Annotated in this window: 15 protein-coding genes and 1 pseudogene; 11 read left to right on the forward strand and 5 right to left on the reverse strand. The window is 60.5% G+C overall.

Translation table 11 applies throughout. The features are described 5' to 3' along the window. Positions 1-22: 22 nt before the first annotated feature. The 3 genes from AB8880_10150 to AB8880_10160 are packed head-to-tail and all read right to left on the reverse strand — an operon-like array spanning position 23 to position 3,396. The gene (locus AB8880_10150; protein ID XDZ65282.1) at positions 23-721 is read right to left on the reverse strand and encodes a DUF3726 domain-containing protein; all 699 of its coding nucleotides are present in this window, start codon (positions 719-721) and stop codon (positions 23-25) included. After that, complete coding sequence (locus AB8880_10155) at positions 678-2,492, reverse strand: hypothetical protein (protein ID XDZ65283.1); 1,815 nt, start codon at positions 2,490-2,492, stop codon at positions 678-680. Before AB8880_10155 ends, AB8880_10150 begins: the two co-directional genes overlap by 44 nt. Continuing rightward, positions 2,425-3,396, reverse strand: a complete 972-nt coding sequence (locus AB8880_10160) for a membrane dipeptidase (protein ID XDZ65284.1) — start codon at positions 3,394-3,396, stop codon at positions 2,425-2,427. The genes AB8880_10155 and AB8880_10160 overlap by 68 nt, the downstream gene beginning before the upstream one ends. Positions 3,397-3,499: 103 nt before the next feature. Here AB8880_10160 and pncA point away from each other — a divergent pair, with 103 nt between their 5' ends. From pncA to chrA, 3 genes are read left to right on the forward strand one after another with little or no spacing between them, the layout of a single operon-like run. Continuing rightward, positions 3,500-4,120, forward strand: coding sequence for a bifunctional nicotinamidase/pyrazinamidase (pncA, locus tag AB8880_10165; GenBank protein ID XDZ65285.1), 621 nt, complete (start codon positions 3,500-3,502; stop codon positions 4,118-4,120). Positions 4,121-4,172: 52 nt separating this feature from the next. After that, positions 4,173-5,294, forward strand: coding sequence for an SAM-dependent methyltransferase (locus AB8880_10170; protein XDZ65286.1), 1,122 nt, complete (start codon positions 4,173-4,175; stop codon positions 5,292-5,294). After that, entirely contained in the window at positions 5,294-6,535 is a 1,242-nt protein-coding gene (gene chrA, locus AB8880_10175) for a chromate efflux transporter (GenBank protein ID XDZ65287.1), read from the forward strand. Before AB8880_10170 ends, chrA begins: the two co-directional genes overlap by 1 nt. Here chrA and AB8880_10180 read toward each other — a convergent pair. Beyond that, entirely contained in the window at positions 6,522-7,682 is a 1,161-nt protein-coding gene (locus AB8880_10180; GenBank protein ID XDZ65288.1) for a HupE/UreJ family protein, read from the reverse strand. The genes chrA and AB8880_10180 overlap by 14 nt on opposite strands. Before the next feature lie 51 nt (positions 7,683-7,733). Here AB8880_10180 and AB8880_10185 point away from each other — a divergent pair, with 51 nt between their 5' ends. Then, a complete protein-coding gene (locus tag AB8880_10185; protein XDZ65289.1) occupies positions 7,734-8,561 on the forward strand; it encodes a DUF4198 domain-containing protein in 828 nt (275 codons plus the stop codon). A gap of 44 nt (positions 8,562-8,605) precedes the next feature. On the opposite strand, the gene AB8880_10190 is transcribed toward AB8880_10185, so the two are convergent. Further along, entirely contained in the window at positions 8,606-9,358 is a 753-nt protein-coding gene (locus tag AB8880_10190) for an IclR family transcriptional regulator (GenBank protein ID XDZ65290.1), read from the reverse strand. Positions 9,359-9,498: 140 nt separating this feature from the next. Here AB8880_10190 and AB8880_10195 point away from each other — a divergent pair, with 140 nt between their 5' ends. From AB8880_10195 to AB8880_10225, 7 genes and pseudogenes are all read left to right on the forward strand, one after another. After that, positions 9,499-11,094, forward strand: a complete 1,596-nt coding sequence (locus tag AB8880_10195) for a GMC family oxidoreductase (protein ID XDZ65291.1) — start codon at positions 9,499-9,501, stop codon at positions 11,092-11,094. Further along, a complete protein-coding gene (locus AB8880_10200; protein ID XDZ65292.1) occupies positions 11,091-11,732 on the forward strand; it encodes a YjbE family putative metal transport protein in 642 nt (213 codons plus the stop codon). The genes AB8880_10195 and AB8880_10200 overlap by 4 nt, the downstream gene beginning before the upstream one ends. Positions 11,733-11,967: 235 nt before the next feature. Then, on the forward strand, positions 11,968-13,026 hold the full coding sequence (locus AB8880_10205) for a TRAP transporter substrate-binding protein (GenBank protein ID XDZ67058.1): 1,059 nt from the start codon (positions 11,968-11,970) through the stop codon (positions 13,024-13,026). A 263-nt stretch (positions 13,027-13,289) separates the two neighbouring features. Beyond that, a pseudogene (locus AB8880_10210) lies at positions 13,290-13,619 on the forward strand (TRAP transporter small permease subunit). Between the two features lie 210 nt (positions 13,620-13,829). Further along, positions 13,830-15,347: a TRAP transporter large permease subunit gene (locus AB8880_10215; GenBank protein ID XDZ67059.1), complete on the forward strand. Its 1,518-nt coding sequence runs from the start codon at positions 13,830-13,832 to the stop codon at positions 15,345-15,347. A 28-nt stretch (positions 15,348-15,375) separates the two neighbouring features. Beyond that, complete coding sequence (gene hisD / locus AB8880_10220) at positions 15,376-16,668, forward strand: histidinol dehydrogenase (GenBank protein ID XDZ65293.1); 1,293 nt, start codon at positions 15,376-15,378, stop codon at positions 16,666-16,668. Positions 16,669-16,704: 36 nt separating this feature from the next. Next, the gene (locus tag AB8880_10225; GenBank protein ID XDZ65294.1) at positions 16,705-17,691 is read left to right on the forward strand and encodes an alcohol dehydrogenase catalytic domain-containing protein; all 987 of its coding nucleotides are present in this window, start codon (positions 16,705-16,707) and stop codon (positions 17,689-17,691) included. The last annotated feature ends 11 nt before the right edge of the window (positions 17,692-17,702 follow it).

Below are 17,702 nucleotides of genomic sequence, written 5' to 3' on the forward strand. Positions count from 1 at the left end.
CCTGCGGCTTGAGCCATAAAATTCACGAATTATCGATATTCCCGGCCCCGGCGCCGCGGGCTCGTTTTTCTTCGGTTTCCGGCACATAGGTTTCCTTGGCGTAGAGGCCGAGCTGCCGCCAGCAGGCGTCGGGCACCGTGGCGGTCATATCCGGATACGCCCCAAGCCGGGTCAGATCCGGGGGAAATCTCTCTTGCGATGATCCTTCCGCGTCAATACGCTCAAGGGTATATTCCCCGTCCTGCCAGCCCTCTTTTCGGGCATGAATCTGGTCTGCCACAGCCCACGCCATCAGCGTTCCGCGGCTTGAAATCTTGAGCCCGATACCCTGTTCTCTTGCCAGGATCGCGATGCTGGCCAGCAGATATCTGGGGGCAATGACACCCCCTGTCCAGCTCGTGCCGGCAGCGGCAACCTGTTCGGCCAGAACAAGCCCATAGGCAGGCGCAGGCACGGGGCCCGCCGCGCGGGAGATGGCATTGATATCACCTGCGCATTCTCCATGGCGGAGAACCGTTTCGGCCGCGCGGTTGATCGCGCCGAGAAAAGGCAGCCCCATGCCACCGAGCCAGGAGGCCATGATGCCGCCATCGCGGGCAAGCCCCCAGGGCAGGCCAGCACCGCGCAGGGCCTTTTCGCATTCGGCACGAATTTCGTTTCGGGACAGGCAGATCATGTCATCGGTCAGTGCTGATCGTTGCCAGAAGCCAGTTATCCGCACCAGCGCCGTTCAGCTCGTCGGCAAGCGGGGCACCCTGAAACAGCGAGATGCGCGTCCACAGATCTGATTTCGGATCGAATTTCGATGCCCCGAAGAAACTCAGCTTGCAGCGCAGCATGTCGATGGGGCGGGTGGTTGCCGCCACCAGGTTGTCCCTGATCTCGCCATAGGGGGTTTCGGCCGTCTGCATGACCCGGCGCAGCATATGCCGGTGCCGGGGGTGACGCATCATGAAAGCGGCGAGGGTCTCGGTCTCGTCAGCGGCCTTAAGATCAGCATCAAGACGCTGGATCTGATGCGGAATATCGAACGGCATCTCCCTTTCCGCGCCGTCCTCTTCATGGCGCTGCCCAAGACGGGGTTCGAGCTTGGCCTCCGAGACATACCAGAACAATGTATCCGCCGCCGCATCATTGAGATCAAGATCAAGCGCCCAGCGGTAATGCGCCTCAAGCGCAGCCCTTGCCGCCGCAACCGTAGCGGTGACCGGCACGCTTATATGCTCTTTTGCGCCCATTTCTTCGCCGAGGTCATCGATCATCTCGCCAAAGGGCTCAAGCAGGATCGACACCATCATCTCCTCTGCCTCCACCGAACAGGACGAAGATACCCGGTCGAACATCTCCTTGAGGGGGAAGTCCCTCTCCGCCCAGGCCGGATCATCCAGCCAGGAGGCGATAGCGGCAAGATCGCCTTCAAGCTCGGTGATACGCGCTGCCTGAATGGCATCATCGACTCGCCATTGCGCGCAATAGATCTGCGCCCGGGCGAGGTAGCCTGCAATCTCTTCTGCCTTGCCCGCCTCGAGTTGCGGCAAGCTGAGCACCCGGGCAAGGGCCGTTTCCCGCGCCTGCATCCAGCGATGCAAAAGGGCCTGATGGTTGACAAGAAACGGCGCCATGCCAAGTCCGGTGGCGTTGCCGATACCGAAATGGCGGGCCAGGTTTCGCTCAAGGGGAACGGCTTTCTCGCCGCCTCGGTGCCGGGCCAGATGATCGATGAGTTCAAGCGAGAAATGACGGATCAGATAGACGGTGAGCATTTCCACCTGAAACGGCCCCGGCATGGCGTCGCTTTCTCTCAGCCGGTCACGGTCACCGATGCCGAATTTCCCGTTGCCATAGACCGCTGTCGTGCGCATGACATAGCCGATGCTGTTGACCATCGCGGCGTCGGGCTGGCTGCCCCCGGCAAGACGGCCGACCACATGCTCGAACATGCGGACCGATTTATTGGCGCGGCTCAAGGTGAGCTGTTCGGCGGTCTGGCGGCCGGCTTCCTGGCGTGAGACGGTCTCGGCCATGCGGCGCATGGCGGCGTCATCCGGCTCCCCTTCGACGAGCGAGAACGTCGCATCCCATTGTTCGGCAATGACCCGGTCGCTCCGCTCATCATCGGTGATCGCATGGCTGAACGCGGCGAGGCTGTAGACATGCCGGGGGGCCGTGACGCGAATGACCGCCTGACCGTACCCGTTTTCATCGATCTCCCAGCGCGGGATATCGACCTTCCAGCTTTCGGCAGCCATCCGCCGCAGCAACTGCCGGGAAAAGGAAAGCCGCATCGGATGAAACGATCCCATGCGCTCAAGCCGCATGACCTCTGCGGGCGGGCGCATCGGCGTCGGTCCAAACGGATTGTCATGTATCTTGAGCGTCATCGAACCTACCCCTTGCGCAAAAGAAACGGCCTTGATCTTCACCTCATAGAGGGCCAAAGGAACGGCGATAGAATTCGAGCCAGTTGCCGCCGGCAATCTTGGCGACATCATCTGGCGAAAATCCCGCTTTGGCAAGGCCTTGAAGTATATTCTGCCAGTCCCGGTTGTCGCGGAACCATGCGGGCATCGGGGGGAAGCCTGGATTGCTGGCCGAACCTTCCCCGTAATCAATCGCTTTCGTCCAGCGGCCGACGCGCATCCACTCAACAACGCTGTCGGGCTGATCCTGGCAGAGATCAGAGCCAAACCCGATCTTGTCCACCCCCATGAGCTCGGCAGCCTCCGCGATCATGGCGCAGAAATCCTCAAGCCTGCAGTCGCTCCCGTCTTTCAGATGATGCGGGTAAAGCGAAAACCCGAGCATGCCGCCGCTTTCCGCAAGAGCGTTGAGCACGGTGTCGGATTTGTTGCGCCGCGCAGGGTGGAACCGGCTCGGATTGGCGTGGCTGATGACGATCGGCCGCGCCGAGGTCTCTATCGCCTCAAGGGTGGAGCGCTCAGCCGAATGCGACATGTCCACCACCATGCCGACGCGATTCATTTCCCTGACCACTTCGCGGCCCATGCGGGTCAGGCCGGTATCGTCATCTTCATAGCATCCCGTCGCCAGCAGGGACTGGTTGTTGTAGGTCAGTTGCATGAAGCGCAGCCCGAGCCGGTGCAGCACCTCGACCAGCCCGATATCATCCTCGATCGGGGACGGGTTCTGGGCGCCGAAAATGACCGCCGTTCGGCCTTCTTTCCTGGCGTTTTCGATATCCTCGGCACTGAAGGCCTGCACGATCAGATCAGGATAGGCTTCAAAATGCCTGTTCCAGGCCTCGATATTCGTCACCACCTCGCGGAACATCTCATGATAGGCGATGGTGACATGCACCGCATCGACGCCGCCCTCGCGCCATTGGCGGAAAATCGTCTCGGACCAGTTGCAGTATTGCAGGCAGTCAATCAGCATGGCATTTCTCCTTTGAAAACCCTAGCGGCTGGAACAGCAATCGGCAATATGCTAGAAAGACGCAGTTTGCATATCAGGATATGCCGCCCGGAAGGAGCCCGCCATGACCGATACAGCCTTCATCGTGATTGACGTCCAGAATGATTTCTGCCCCGGCGGGGCGCTTGCCGTTGCCGATGGCGATCATGTCGTTCAGCCCATCAACCAGCTGATCGCCCGCGCCGATCACACGATTCTGACCCAGGACTGGCACCCGCAAGGCCATTCCAGTTTCGCAAGCCAGCATACCGGCCGTGAGGCTTTTACCACGATCGACGCTTCCTATGGCCCCCAGACCCTGTGGCCGGATCACTGCATCCAGGGATCACCGGGGGCAGAATTTCATCCGGATCTTGAATGGACCCGGGCCGAACTTGTCATCCGCAAGGGCTTCCGGCCGGAAATAGACAGTTACTCCGCCTTTTTTGAGAATGATCACCAGACCCCGACAGGGCTTGGCGGATATCTGGCCGAACGTGGCATAACCCGGGTGGTGATGGCAGGCCTTGCCACCGATTACTGCGTCGCCTATTCCGCCCTTGACGCGGCCAGGCTCGGCCTTGACTGCACCGTTCTGACCGATGCCTGCCGGGCGATTGATCTCGGCGGATCGCTCGCGGCCATGACCGCCGCCATGACCGGGGCCGGCATCCGTCTTGCCACCAGCACGGAATTGACCTTTTAGCTTTTTTGCCAGCATACTCGACGATAACGATGATTTGCAGCGGAGCGTGGTCATGAGCGGAACAAAGACAGGTCTTAACCCGGCGGCGGTGCTCGCCATGGTGGGCGACGGGTATTATTCCCAGCGCACGGCAGGGGCCCGCAACGTCATCAACATCGCCCTGCCCATGATCCGCGAGGCACTGGCCGCAACACCATACACCCCCCGGCTCAGGCTGGCGGATTTCGGGGCGGCCGATGGCGGCACAAGTCGCGGCATGTGGTCATCCCTGCTGGCCGATCTGCGCAACAGCGGCGATGACCGCCAGGTTGAGATGCTCTACACCGATCTTGCCTCGAATGATTTTTCCACCCTGTTCCGGATGATGCAGGGTTTCACGGGCGATCCGGCCGAAGCGTATCAGGCCAATCTTGACAATGTATTCGTCCATGGATGCGGCACCGGGTTTCACCACCAGCTGATGGCCGATGAAAGCCTCAATCTCGGATTTTCCGCCACCTCCATGCATTACGTCTCCAGCAAGCCCTGCGAGATCGAGGATCACGTCCATATGGTGGGTGCCAGCGCCGCCGAACAGGATGCTTTCCACGCCCAGGCTGCCCGCGACTGGGAGTCCATCCTGCTGGCCCGGGCCGCCGAGCTTATCCCCGGCGGGCGGTTTATCTGCTTCAATTTCGGGATTGATGAGAACGGCCATTTCCTCGGTCATACCGGCGGCGTCCATATGTTCAACAATTTTGACAAGCACTGGAAAGCCTTGCGCGACAACGGCACGATCACGGCCGAAGAATATCGCCGCGCCACCTTCAGCCAGCATTACCGCACCATGGATGAATTCCTTGCACCCTTCAAGGATAAGGGCAGCGCCGTCAGCAAGGCCGGGTTGCGCGTCAAATCCTCGAAAAGCATGCTCACTCCCTGCCCTTACCGGCAGGCTTTCGACGCATCAGAAGGCGGGATGTCCGCGCGTGAATACGCCGTCTCGCTGATCCCGACCCTGCGCAGCTGGTCCGAGACCGTCTTCACCACTGCGCTCGATCAGCGCCCGCCCGCGGAAGCCATGGCGATTGTCGATGCCTTCTACCAGGCCTATGAAGATGAGGTTGCGGCCAACCCGGACGGCCATGCGATGGATTACGTCCATCTCGTCTTGGATATCGAAAAAACCGCCTGATGCCTTCGCCTTCGCAGCCAGATCAACCGCCCCCCGATCATGGCGACGCCCCTGCTGTGACCGCCTGGTCCGTCTTCCGGGTTTTTCTCTATCTTGGCTGCACGTCCTTTGGCGGGCCGGTGGCGCATCTCGGCTATTTCCGTGCCCTGCTCGTCGAAAAGAAAAGATGGCTCGATGACCGCACCTATGGCGATCTTGTCGCTCTATGCCAGTTTCTGCCCGGCCCGTCCTCATCCCAGGTGGGGTTTGCCATCGGGCTGATCAAGGCCGGATACCGGGGCGGGCTCGCCGCATGGCTCGGTTTCACCATGCCTTCGGCCCTGCTGATGGTTCTTTTCGCTTTCAGCCTTGCTGAATATGGCGATATTTTCCCCCCGGCCCTGATTTCCGGACTGAAACTTGTCGCGGTGAGCGTTGTCGCCCATGCGGTATTGACCATGGGGCGGTCTCTTGCCCCGGACAGGCCGCGCCAGCTGATCGCGCTTGCCGCCATGGCGATCCTCCTGGCTGTTCCGTCGCCACTCATGCAGCTTGCGGTGATTGCGGCAGGCGCGCTGGCCGGGGTGGTGATGCTCCCGCGCAGCACCTTCGCAGCCGGACACGGCCGGACAGCCTTTGCCGGGGGGCTCGCCAGTCTTGCTTTCCTCAGCCTTGCTTTTGGCCTGCTGGCGGCTCTGCCAATGCTCGCGGCACTCGTGGAACATCCCATACTGGCACTTGCCGACGGGTTCTACCGTGCCGGCGCGCTGGTCTTTGGCGGCGGCCATGTCGTTCTGCCCCTGCTCAAATCGGCGGTGATGGATCCAGGCTGGGTCACGGATGCCGAATTTCTGGCCGGTTACGGCGCCGCCCAGGCCATTCCCGGCCCGCTTTTCACGGTCGCGGCCTTTCTTGGCATGATGACCGGCATTGGCCCCGCGGGGCTTGGCGGGGCGGGGCTGGCGCTGGTGGCGATTTTCCTTGCCAGTTTTCTGATGTTGCTCGGCGTCATGCCCTTCTGGCGGTCCTTGCGGGAACATGCCCTTGTCCGGCGGGCGCTTGACGGGATCAACGCCGCCGTGGTCGGGCTTCTTCTTGCCGTGCTGATCAACCCGATCATGATGACCGGGATCAGGGGGCCGGTTGATGTCGCCATCGGGCTTGGCGGGTTTCTGCTGCTGGCCTTCGGGGTGATGCGCCCGATCCTGGTGGTGGGGCTGATCGTGCTGGCATCGCTCGGGGCTGCGTCTATCCCGCTGTGATTCGTTCCACGAACCAGAAAAGACCAAGCGCGGCGATAAGGGCTGAGGCCGGGCTCGCCAGCCGCGGCTGATACCACGGCAGGCGGGCTGCCCGGAACGCCACCAGGATGAGCGGCGCCAGCACCAGGATCTGGCCGAGCTCAACCCCGATATTGAACGCCAGCATGTTGAGCGCAAGCGACGCGCCGCTGAAACCTGTCTCTGCCAGCACGAAGGCAAAACCAAGCCCGTGCAGGAGACCGAAGCCGAAAATGACCCCGAGCCGCAGCATCCCGAGCCGCGGCCGGATGATGTTTTCCACCCCGATCCAGGCGATGGAGAGCGCGATCAGCGGTTCGACCACCGCCGCCGGCACCTTCACCACCCCGAGGCTTGCCAGCGCAAGGGTAATGCTGTGGGCGACGGTGAAAATCGTCACCTGCCCGATCAGTGGCCGCCAGCGTGGCGAGAAGAAAAACAGCCCCATGATGAAGGCAATGTGATCAACCCCTTTCGGAATGATGTGAACGATGCCGATGCGGATATATTCCCCGAACACCGTGACCGCGGAGATATTTCGCGCCTGATCGGCAGATACGATGGGCGCCGTCACGTCGCCGGGCAGGAGATAGACCGTATAGAGCATCTCATCCCCGGCCTCGGTGCTTTCTGTCTCGCCGATCCCGGCTACCTGCCGCAGAACCACCGGACCGAAGGCAGGGTCAGCCCGGAAGGTAATCTCGGCCTGGCCCGTCGGCAGTTTGGCGCTGAGCTGAACCCGCGTCAGTCGCGGCAGCGACAGATCAGGTTCCGGCTCCACCATCACCTTATCAAGCCGAAGCGTCAGGGGGATGCCGTTATTCGCAACGTCAAACACCGGCAGGAGCGCCGCCGCCGCGGCACGGATCTCATTTCCAAGCACCTCGTCGTCAAGGCCGCGCAGCCGGTCATAGGCGGCCGCTTCAGGGGCGAGACCGGTATCCTCGATCTGGCTTGCGTCGATCCCCGCAAGCAGGACTTCACCATTGAACCTGATCTCAAGCTGGATTGATTCCTCACCGATGGCGATATCCGCCACCGCCGGCTGAATTTCATGGGCTTCGGCCTTTCCGGGCATCGCCGGTACAAGGAAAACGATCAACAGCATGAGGGTTCGACAGATCTTCATGGGCAACTCCTTCACCTTGGCGGGGTAGCATATTTCGGCTACCTTGTCCGCATGAAACAGCGTGGTTTTCTTGCGGCTCTTGTCCTGCTTTTCGCCTGGCGCGGGGTGGCCGCGCATGAGCTCTGGCTCGAACCGCTCAAGTGGCAGGCCGCCCCTGATACGGAAATCAGGGTGGCGATCCTGCTTGGCACCGGGATGCAGGGCAGCCAGCAGATCTACATGCCGGCATCTTTCCGGAGATTTGAGCAGATCACCCCTTCGGGCAGCCGCCCCGTCACCGGACGCATGGGCGACCGCCCCGCCGGAAACCTCACGGCAAAAGGTGACGGGCTAAATCTTTTCGTCTATGAGACGACGCCGCGACTTGTTCAATATGACCATCTTGACGACTTCGCCGCCTTTGCCCGCAAGAAGGGATATCCCGAAGCCGAAGATCAGCATCGCTCCAAAGGCCTGCCGGAGACATCCTTTGTTGAGCGCTACACCCGCCATGCCAAAAGCCTGATCAGCATCGGCACGCCGGCAGCGCCTGCCGCCGGGGAGGATCGCAGGCTTGGGCTTGAAGTGGAGTTCATCGCCCGGGAAAACCCCTATCGCTGGCAGGCAGGCCCGCTTGTTTTCGCTCTTGAAGTGGATGGCATGCCGCGCCCGGATGCTCAGGTCACGGTCATGTATCGGCAATCGGGCATCCCCGATGCCGCGGTGACCGAGATGGTGCTCAGGACCGATGCGAAAGGCATGATCGGGTTCACCCCCAGGCGCGGGTATATCTATCTTCTTGATCACGTGGACCTTGCCGCCGCCACTCGCGAGGAGGCGGATGGCGCACGCTGGATATCGAGATGGGGATCACTCACCTTCCTTGTTCCCGATGCCTGATGGCCGGGGGAAGGGAGAAAGGCGAAACCGCCTGCTCTTGTCTTTCAGATCTCGATGGTGTTGCTGATCCTTGCCGCGGCGTCGGTCAGGAGTTTGCGGCAGGCCATGGCATCATCAAGCGAAAACCTCGGCTTCGGGCCATGGACGGCGAGGGCGGCATGGAAGCGTCGGCGCGCATCGCGGACAGGCACGGCCACCGCCACCATGGCGTCATAGAACTCTTCCCGGTCAAGGGCATATCCCTGGGTGGCGATCACCTCAAGCTCACGTTCGAGCGACGCCACCGTCCGGTGGGTATGCGCCGTGAAGGCCCGCAGATCGAGACTGTCGAGCATCACCCGGCGCTTGGCCGCCGGCAGGTGCGCAAGATAGGTCTTGCCGCTGGCGGTGCAGTGGAACGGAACATGCGAGCCGATGGGCAGCTGGACCCGGAACGCCCAGTTGGTTTCGATCCGGTCGGCATAGAACATGCCTTTTGTCTCGGGCCGGACAAAATTGATCGTCTCTCTTACGGCATGGGCGACATCCAGCAGGATCTGATGGCGCGCCGCGTGCATGGTGCTGTGCCGCGACAGATTGTTGAAGAGATCAAAAAGACGCTGGCGCGGGAACAGGCGCTTGTTGCGCTTGTCGATATACCCTTCACTTATGAGGGTGTTGCAGAGCCGGTGCAGACTCTGTTTGGGCCAGCCAAGACGCGCGTTGATTTCGGTCGGCGTCAACGGGCTGTCCGCCTCGGCGATCGTCTCGAGGATACGCAATATCCTCAGATTTGGCGGGGTATTATCCTGGCTCATGCCGCTTAGTCCCAATAATTGATATCAAACCACGGCCTGATCGTTTTTTACTTGAAAGCTGAACCGAATCAGGCATCGTGTGATTATTATATATAAAAAGAGACTATTAGTCTCATTTTTTAACTGATTTGGTGGTGAGGGTGGAATTTGACTTTCTGGTCATAGGCGCGGGATCGGCTGGATGCGTGGTCGCCAACCGGCTTTCGGCAAACCCGGATTACCGGGTCGGCCTCATTGAAGCCGGCGGCCCGGACACCTCGCCCTGGATTCATATTCCCGTGGGATATTTCAAGACCATGGGCAATCCGGCCACCGACTGGTGCTACCAGACCGAACCTGACCCCGGCCTTAACGGCCGCTCGCTGAACTGGCCGCGTGGCAAGGTGCTTGGCGGCAGCAGCTCGATCAACGGGCTTCTCTATGTTCGCGGCCAGCCGCAGGATTACGATCACTGGCGCCAGCTGGGCAATACCGGCTGGGGATGGGATGATGTCCTGCCGCATTTCAGGCAGATTGAAAAATGGGAGCGGGGAGAGAGCGCCGATCGCGGTGGCCATGGCCCGCTGGAGGTCAGTGAAAACAGGCTGCGGCGTGAAATTGTCGATGCCTGGATGAAGGCGGCGGTAGAGGATGGCCATCCCTGGACCGATGATTACAACAGCGGCAATCAGGAAGGGGTCAGCAATTACCAGATGACCATGAGAGCTGGCCTTCGCTGCAGCAGCGCGGTGGCGTTTCTGAAACCTGCACGCCGCCGCCCCAATCTTGAGGTTTTCACCCATGCCCTCACGGAGCGTATCCGGGTTGAGGGCAATCGCGCCATCGGCGTCACGATCCGGCGGGGCAATGATGTCCAGGAACTCACCGCCCGGCGGGAGATCATCCTCTCTGCCGGCGCCATCAACTCCCCGCAGATCCTGATGCTGTCGGGCATCGGCCCTGCCGGGACATTAAAGAAACACGGGATACCCGTCATCCGGGCCCTGCCCGGGGTCGGCCGGAATCTTCAGGATCACCTGCAGGCACGGCCGGTGTTCAAATGTTCGGCCAGCACCATCAATACCGAAACCCGGAACATCTTTCAGAAAGTCGGCATCGCCATCCAGTTTGCCTTCACCCGGTCAGGTCCGATGACCATGGCCGCCAGCCTTGGCGCCGCGTTTCTGAAAACGCATCCAGAGAGGCATACCCCCGATATTCAGTTTCATATCCAGCCGTTCAGCGCTGACAGCCCCGGTGAAGGAACACATCCCTTTTCGGCCTTCACCGCTTCGGTCACCCAGCTTCGTCCCGAAAGCACGGGTCATATCACGCTTAAATCGGGCCGGGCGGGCGATTACCCCGCCATCCACCCGAACTATCTTGCGACCAAGACCGATTGCGACACCCTCGTTGAAGGGATCAAGATGGCGCGGCGGATTTCCGGGCTCGATCCGGTCCGGTCCCTGATCACGGCAGAACATGCCCCGGGCGACGCGGTGGCCGCGGATGATGATGCGGCCATCCTGGACTGGGCCCGCAACACCGCCACCACCATCTATCATCCGACCGGCACCTGCAAGATGGGCCGCGATGATATGGCGGTGGTGGATGAACGGCTCCGGGTTCACGGCATCACGGGGCTGCGGGTTGCCGATGCCTCGATCATGCCGACCATCACGTCGGGCAACACCAACGCCCCGGCGATCATGATCGGCGCCAAACTCTCGTCGATGGTACTGGAGGACGCGGGATGACCGGGCTTGCCCTCGAAGGACTGGCGTTCGATCTGCCGACGATCACCCGCATCGGCCAGATCATTTTTGCCGATATCATCCTTTCCGGAGATAATGCCCTTGTCATCGGCATGGCCGCCGCCGGGCTCAGCCCGAAACTGCGTCGGCGGGCCATTGTCTTCGGCATGGCGATGGCAGCCGGGCTGCGGATCTTCTTTGCGGTGATTGCCTCCTTCCTGCTGGGGATCAAGGGAATACTTCTCATCGGCGGCGGGCTGCTGGCCTGGGTGTGCTGGCGTTTTTACAAGGATCTCAAGGAATTCAATTCAGGCACCGCAGCCACCCCCGAAGAGATGGATGAAACGGAACGTCCCAACACCATCGGCCGGGCGCTCATCACGATCCTGATTGCCGATGTGTCCATGTCGATCGACAATATTGTTGCGGTTGCCGCCATCGCCCGGGACAACACGACCCTTCTCGTCTTCGGGCTGGCGCTGGCAATCGCATTGATGGCGTTTTTCGCCTCCATGATCATGCGCATCATGGTGCGCTACAGATGGCTTTCATATCTTGGTCTGTTCTTTCTGATCTACCTTGCGGGGGTGATGATCTATGACGGGATGATGGAATTAAGACCATGGCAACTCGTGGCGTGAAGGAGCGCCGGACCATGGCCTGCAATAGGAATTGGGCAGATCGGGCAAAGCCGTGAACGGCCAGCCTGATCCCCGATAGAGTAGAGCGGAATTCGCATCAGGGCTGGAAGCCTTCACCAAACCTGATGACCGTTCAACAACCCAGAGAAGGCATGTGCAAATGACAGGGAGGATACTCATGTCAAACCTAAATAAACTGCTCAGCGCAGCGGCGTCAGCCATCATTGGTCTGGCCATGCTCGCTGTACCAGCCCTGGTTCAGGCCAAGGAAGTCACGATCAGGGTTCAGTCGGTTATTCCAGCCGCAGCGGACGAAGTGACGATGCTCAATGAATTTGCCGCTGACGTCGCGGCCCTGACCAATGGCGAGGTGAAAATCGAGGTACTGCCAGCCGGGGCCGTTGTCGGCGTTCAGGAAACTCTTGACGCTGTTGATTCCGGCCTCATCGAAGGTGGTTTTGCCTGGACACATTACTGGTCCGGCAAGCATCCGGCAGCCATGCTGTTCGGCTCACCTGTTGCTGGCGCCGGTGTCGGGATCGACAATATCGCGTTTCTGTCCTGGTTCCAGTACGGCGGTGGCCGTGAGCTTTATGACGAGTTGTGGAGTGAAATGGGCGTGAACGTGAAGGGCTTCATGCTTCAGCCCGTCGGCCCGGAAGCGCTGGGCTGGTTCAAGGAGCCGATCAACTCAATGGAAGATTTCCGCAAGTATCGTTTCCGGACACCTCCGGGCATTCCCGGCCAGACCTACAAGGATATCGGTGTTGCATCGGTAGCCATGGGTGGCGGGGATATCCTGCCTGCACTTGAAAAAGGCACGATCGATGCCGCTGAATGGTGCTGCCCGAAGCCGGATTCCGTCTTCGGTTTCCAGAAAGTCCTGAAGCATTACTATCTGCAGGGCCTCCATCAGGTGGTGGTGAACGCTGACCTCTACATTAACGGGGATGTGTACAACTCCCTCACCGATCACCAGAAAAAAGCTCTTGAAGTTGCCGCCAATGCGTCGCTGTCCAAGGCCATGTCCTACCGGATCTACGAGAACGGCAAGGCACTCAAGGACCTGACGGAAAATCACGGCGTCATCCTGCATGATACGCCGGCGGATTACTTCCCGGCCTACATGAATGCCGCCAAGGCATCGCTGGAAAAGAACGCCGCGGAAAACGCCTTCTTTGCCAAGGTCTGGCAGTCCCAGAAGGATTTTGCTGCCATCGCCGTCCCGTTCTGGGCCGGAGCACAGGCATCGAACGCCGCGCTGGGCAAGGCTTTTGCCGATAGCGTGAAGTAACATCACCACCAGCAGGAGCGCCGCCGGTGCTCCTGCTGACCGAACACAAGCACAGGGCAGGGAGAACAGACATGGCTGCGGATGAACCGATCGGTGATCTTGACATTACCGATGAGCTGATTGCAGAAAGACGGGCAGACCAGCCCGGGCAAACACCGGAAGACATGCATCCCGTCGCGAGATTTCTCGTGGGAAATATTGATCTGCTCAATCACTGGGTCGGGAAACTGACCTGCCTGTTGCTGATCCCGGTTATTGCCGCCATGGTGTATGAAGTGGTGGCACGCAAAGTTTTCATTTCACCCACAACCTGGGCTTACGATACCTCGCGCATGTTCAGCGGCGCGATGTTCATGCTCGGGGCCGGGTACGCGCTGATGCGCGGGGTGCATATCCGGGCTGATTTCCTGTTCCGGAACTGGTCGCCGCGGACACAGGCGCTGGTGGATACAGCGCTCTATTTCCTGTTCTATTTTCCGGCCATGATCTTCTTCCTCAAGATTTCCACCGATTACACCCTCAAGGCCTGGCTGACCTGGGAACGGTCGATGGACACCACCTTGATGGCGCCGCTGGCACCGGCGCGGACGGCCATGCCGCTTGGCGCGCTGTTTCTGCTGCTTCAGGGCATCGCCGAAACCCTGCGCTGCCTGCATGCGCTCGATGACAAGACACGTCGGCTGATCACCCGCCTCATCCCTCTTTATGTCGTGGTCCTGCTGGTGATTTTCTCGAATACCTTTTATCCGGGCCTGATACCTTTTGTTGAGTTTGCTGATATTACGCTCAAGGGCGCAGGAGGCATCCCCGGTGAGTGGATCGGGGTCATCATGATCGCGGTGATGCTCCTGGCGATCTTTGTCGGCTTCCCCATCTCCTTTACCCTGATCTTTCTTGCCTTTGTCTTCGGGGCCTGGGGTTTCAGCGGCAAACTGGTCTTCTACCTGCAGACGCTGCAGTTCAACAACGTGATGCTGGAACAGACACTGGCCGCCGTGCCGCTCTTTGTCTTCATGGGGATCATGATGGAACAGGCAGGGCTTATGGAACGGCTTTTCACCTCGGTGCAGCTGATGCTGTCGCGGACACGCGGGGCGCTCTATCTTGCCGTGCTTTTTGTCTCGACCATCTTTGCCGCGGCCACCGGTATTGTCGGCGCCTCGGTCACCATTCTCGGGATCATGGCGGCCAAGACGATGAACCGTTCGGGCTATGATGTGCGGCTTGCGGCGGGGACAATCACCGCCGGCGGCACCCTCGGCATTCTCATCCCGCCCTCGATCATGCTGGTGGTGATGGGGCCGGTGCTTGAAGTGCCGGTGACCGATCTCTTCTCCGCTGCCATCATCCCCGGGATAATGCTGGCCTCGCTCTATGCCGGTTATGCGCTGCTGCGCTGCTGGCTCAACCCGTCGCTGGGCCCTATTCTTCCGGCCGAAGATCAGCCCAAGACTTCGAATCTCTACTGGCTTGAAGCCCTGCTGGTCATCAGCTCGATCGTGATCCTTTTCACGCTGATGGTGCAGGCGCTCTCCGGCAATCTCGCGGGGCTGTTCCCGTTCTCGTCCTTCCTCTTGCCGCTGGGATGGGCCGGGATCATGTATGCCGCTTCCATCTGGGTGAAGAACGCACGGCCAGCGGGGTTCTTCTTCTCCGATCTCTGGCATGAATTCTTCATGGGTCTGGTGCCGCCATCGGCGCTGGTGGCGTTTGCGCTCGGCTCCATCCTCTTTGGCTGGGCGACGCCGACCGAAGGTGCGGGCTGCGGGGCATTTGGCGCGCTGGTGCTGTCGCTGGTCTACCGCAAGCTCAACCGCCAGCGGCTGTTTGATGCGCTGGTGAAAACCCTTGAAATCTCGGTGCTGATCCTGTTCCTTGTGGCGGCGTCCAATTTCTTCGGGGCGGTGTTCTCGCGCCTCGGAACGCCGATGATGCTGACGGAATTTCTCCTTTCATGGGAAATGTCGGCGACCCTGGTGCTGATCATCATCATGGCCCTGATCTTCCTGTTGGGCTGGCCGCTGGAATGGGTGCCGATCGTGCTGATCATCGTGCCTATCCTGATCCCTGTTCTCATCAAACTCGATATCAACCTGACCTGGTTCGGTATTCTGGTTGCGGTGAATCTGCAGACGGCCTGGCTCAGCCCGCCGGTGGCGTTATCGGCCTATTTCCTGAAAGGCGTGGTGCCCGAATGGGATCTGAAAGACATCTATATCGGCATGATGCAGTTCATGGTGATCCAGCTCATCGGGCTGACGCTGATCTTCATCTTCCCGGAAATCGCCCTGTGGCTGCCTGAATATATCTATGGCAAATAACCCTCTTTGTTGGAGTATGTGAGGAACCATGTCTGTTACCTATCTTAAGAAAGCCCAGAAGACCCCCCAGACGGGCACCGAGGAAACCCGCCGCATCGTCGCCGAGATGATGGCCCGGATCGAAGCAGGGGGGGAAGATGCCGCCCTTGCCTATGGCCGGGATCTTGATGGTTATGAAGGTGAGGCGATCGTCTCAGAGGAGACCATCGCCGCCGCCGCAAAGGAGGTGTCTCAGCAGCTTAAGGATGACATCCAGTTTGCCTATGACCGGGTGACAAAATTTGCCGAAGCGCAGAAGAATTCAATCCATGAATTTGAAACCGAACTTTCCCCCGGTCTCTGGGCCGGGCAAAAACTGATCCCCATCGAAACCGCCGGTTGCTATGTTCCCGGCGGACGGTATTCCCATGTGGCCTCGGCCATCATGTCCATCGCCACCGCGCGGGTGGCCGGCGTTGAAAACGTCATTGCCTGCACCGCGCCGCGGGGGAATGACGGGCCCAACCCCGCCATCCTCTATGCCATGGATCTCTGCGGGGCTGACACTATCCTGTCCCTCGGCGGGGTGCAGGGGATTGCGGCGATGGCCCTCGGGCTTTTCACCGGCAAGCCTGCCCGTATTCTGGTCGGGCCGGGCAACCGCTTTGTCGCCGAGGCCAAGCGCATGCTCTATGGCCAGGTCGGGATTGACATGTTCGCCGGCCCCACCGAAATTGCCGTCATTGCCGATGACAGCGCCGATCCTGCCGTCGTTGCCGAAGATCTGGTCTCGCAGGCCGAACACGGGCCGGATTCCCCCGCCTGGCTGATCACCACCTCACGCCGCCTTGCCGATGCGGTGATGGAGCAGATGGACAGGCACATCAATGCCCTGCCCGAAATTGCACGGAACGCCGCCACCGCCGCCTGGCGCGATTACGGGGAGGTCATTCTCTGCGACAGCGATGAGGAGGCCGCCGCAATTTCCGATGAATATGCCGCCGAGCATCTTGAGGTCCATACCGCACGGAACGACTGGTACACGGACCGGCTCAGGAACTATGGCTCGCTCTTCATCGGCGAGGAGACCACCGTCACCTATGGCGACAAATGTTCGGGCACCAACCATATTCTGCCCACCAAGGGGGCGGCCCATTACACCGGCGGGTTGTCGGTGCATAAATTCATCAAGGTGGTGACCACCCAGCGGATGACCGAGGAAGCCAATCGTGAGGTTGGTCAGGCCGCGGCACGGATCTCCCGGCTCGAAGGCATGGAAGGCCATGCACGCGCCGCCGATGTGCGCTTGCGCAAATACTTTCCCGGGGAAAACTTTAATTGAACAACCCAGCCGAAGAAAACCTGATCGGGGCAGTTGATGAAAGCACTAGTCTATACCGGCGTTGAGCGGGCTGAAATCCGCGATGTTCCCCTGCCTGAACCGGAGGCAGATCAGGTCGTGGTCAACCTTGCCTTTTGCGGGCTTTGCGGCTCCGACATGCATGCCTGGCACGGCCATGATGAACGGCGGGTGCCGCCGCTCGTCCTTGGGCATGAGGCGGTGGGCGTGGCCGAAAATGGCCGCCTCAAGGGCCAGCGCGTGGCCATCAATCCGCTGATGACCTGCGGCGACTGTCCGGCCTGCCTTGGCGGGCGTGAGCATCTCTGCCCTGACCGGGAGCTCATCGGCATGCGCGTGCCCGGGGCCTTCGCCGAGAAGGTCGCGATCGCCGAGCGCAATCTCTCGCCCATCCCCGATCATCTCAGCTTCAGGGAGGCGGCGCTGGCTGAACCGCTGGCCTGTTCGGTGCATGGCGTTCGCCTTGCCCTTGAAGATGGCGCCCATGATCCCGCCTCCTCGGTTGTCATTCTCGGCGGCGGCGCGATCGGCCTGCTCGCGGCTTTCGTCTTCCGCGATGAGGGGTTGGGCAATATCCGGATTGCCGAAACCAGCCCGCACCGGCGGGCCCTGCTCGAAGATCTGGGTCTTGCCAGCACCTATGATCCGAGAGACGAAACCCCGGCCCCTGACAGCGCGGATATCATCTATGATGCGGTCGGCTCGAAACTGACCCGGGCGGCCTCATCACATCTGGCCCGGCCCGGGGGCACGATCGTGCATATCGGCCTTCAGGATAGTGACGGCGGGCTTGATACGCGCAAACTGACCTTGCAGGAAATCCGCTTCCGCGGCACCTACTGCTATCAGGAAAGGGATTTTGCGGCTGCGCTTGATCTTCTTGCCCGGGGCATCGTCCGCGGCGATGGCTGGGCTGAAATCCGGCCGCTGGATGACGGCGCTGGCGCCTTCATGGATGTGCATAACGGTACCGCGCCGCCGAAAATCATTCTTGAAACCACCTGAACCACCGAAGG

This window comes from Alphaproteobacteria bacterium LSUCC0684, assembly GCA_041228335.1.
Classification (GTDB): domain Bacteria; phylum Pseudomonadota; class Alphaproteobacteria; order Puniceispirillales; family UBA1172.

What these genes read in the sequence shown, in the direction of transcription:
- AB8880_10155 (XDZ65283.1), bottom strand. Translation starts at nt 2,492, where the DNA reads ATGATGTCGCCAAGATTGCCGGCGGCAACTGGCTCGAATTCTATCGCC.
- AB8880_10170 (XDZ65286.1), top strand. Translation starts at nt 4,173, where the DNA reads ATGAGCGGAACAAAGACAGGTCTTAACCCGGCGGCGGTGCTCGCCATG.
- hisD (XDZ65293.1), top strand. Translation starts at nt 15,376, where the DNA reads ATGTCTGTTACCTATCTTAAGAAAGCCCAGAAGACCCCCCAGACGGGC.
- AB8880_10190 (XDZ65290.1), bottom strand. Translation starts at nt 9,358, where the DNA reads ATGAGCCAGGATAATACCCCGCCAAATCTGAGGATATTGCGTATCCTC.
- AB8880_10180 (XDZ65288.1), bottom strand. Translation starts at nt 7,682, where the DNA reads ATGAAGATCTGTCGAACCCTCATGCTGTTGATCGTTTTCCTTGTACCG.
- AB8880_10205 (XDZ67058.1), top strand. Translation starts at nt 11,968, where the DNA reads ATGCTCGCTGTACCAGCCCTGGTTCAGGCCAAGGAAGTCACGATCAGG.
- chrA (XDZ65287.1), top strand. Translation starts at nt 5,294, where the DNA reads ATGCCTTCGCCTTCGCAGCCAGATCAACCGCCCCCCGATCATGGCGAC.
- AB8880_10185 (XDZ65289.1), top strand. Translation starts at nt 7,734, where the DNA reads ATGAAACAGCGTGGTTTTCTTGCGGCTCTTGTCCTGCTTTTCGCCTGG.
- pncA (XDZ65285.1), top strand. Translation starts at nt 3,500, where the DNA reads ATGACCGATACAGCCTTCATCGTGATTGACGTCCAGAATGATTTCTGC.
- AB8880_10160 (XDZ65284.1), bottom strand. Translation starts at nt 3,396, where the DNA reads ATGCTGATTGACTGCCTGCAATACTGCAACTGGTCCGAGACGATTTTC.
- AB8880_10200 (XDZ65292.1), top strand. Translation starts at nt 11,091, where the DNA reads ATGACCGGGCTTGCCCTCGAAGGACTGGCGTTCGATCTGCCGACGATC.
- AB8880_10225 (XDZ65294.1), top strand. Translation starts at nt 16,705, where the DNA reads ATGAAAGCACTAGTCTATACCGGCGTTGAGCGGGCTGAAATCCGCGAT.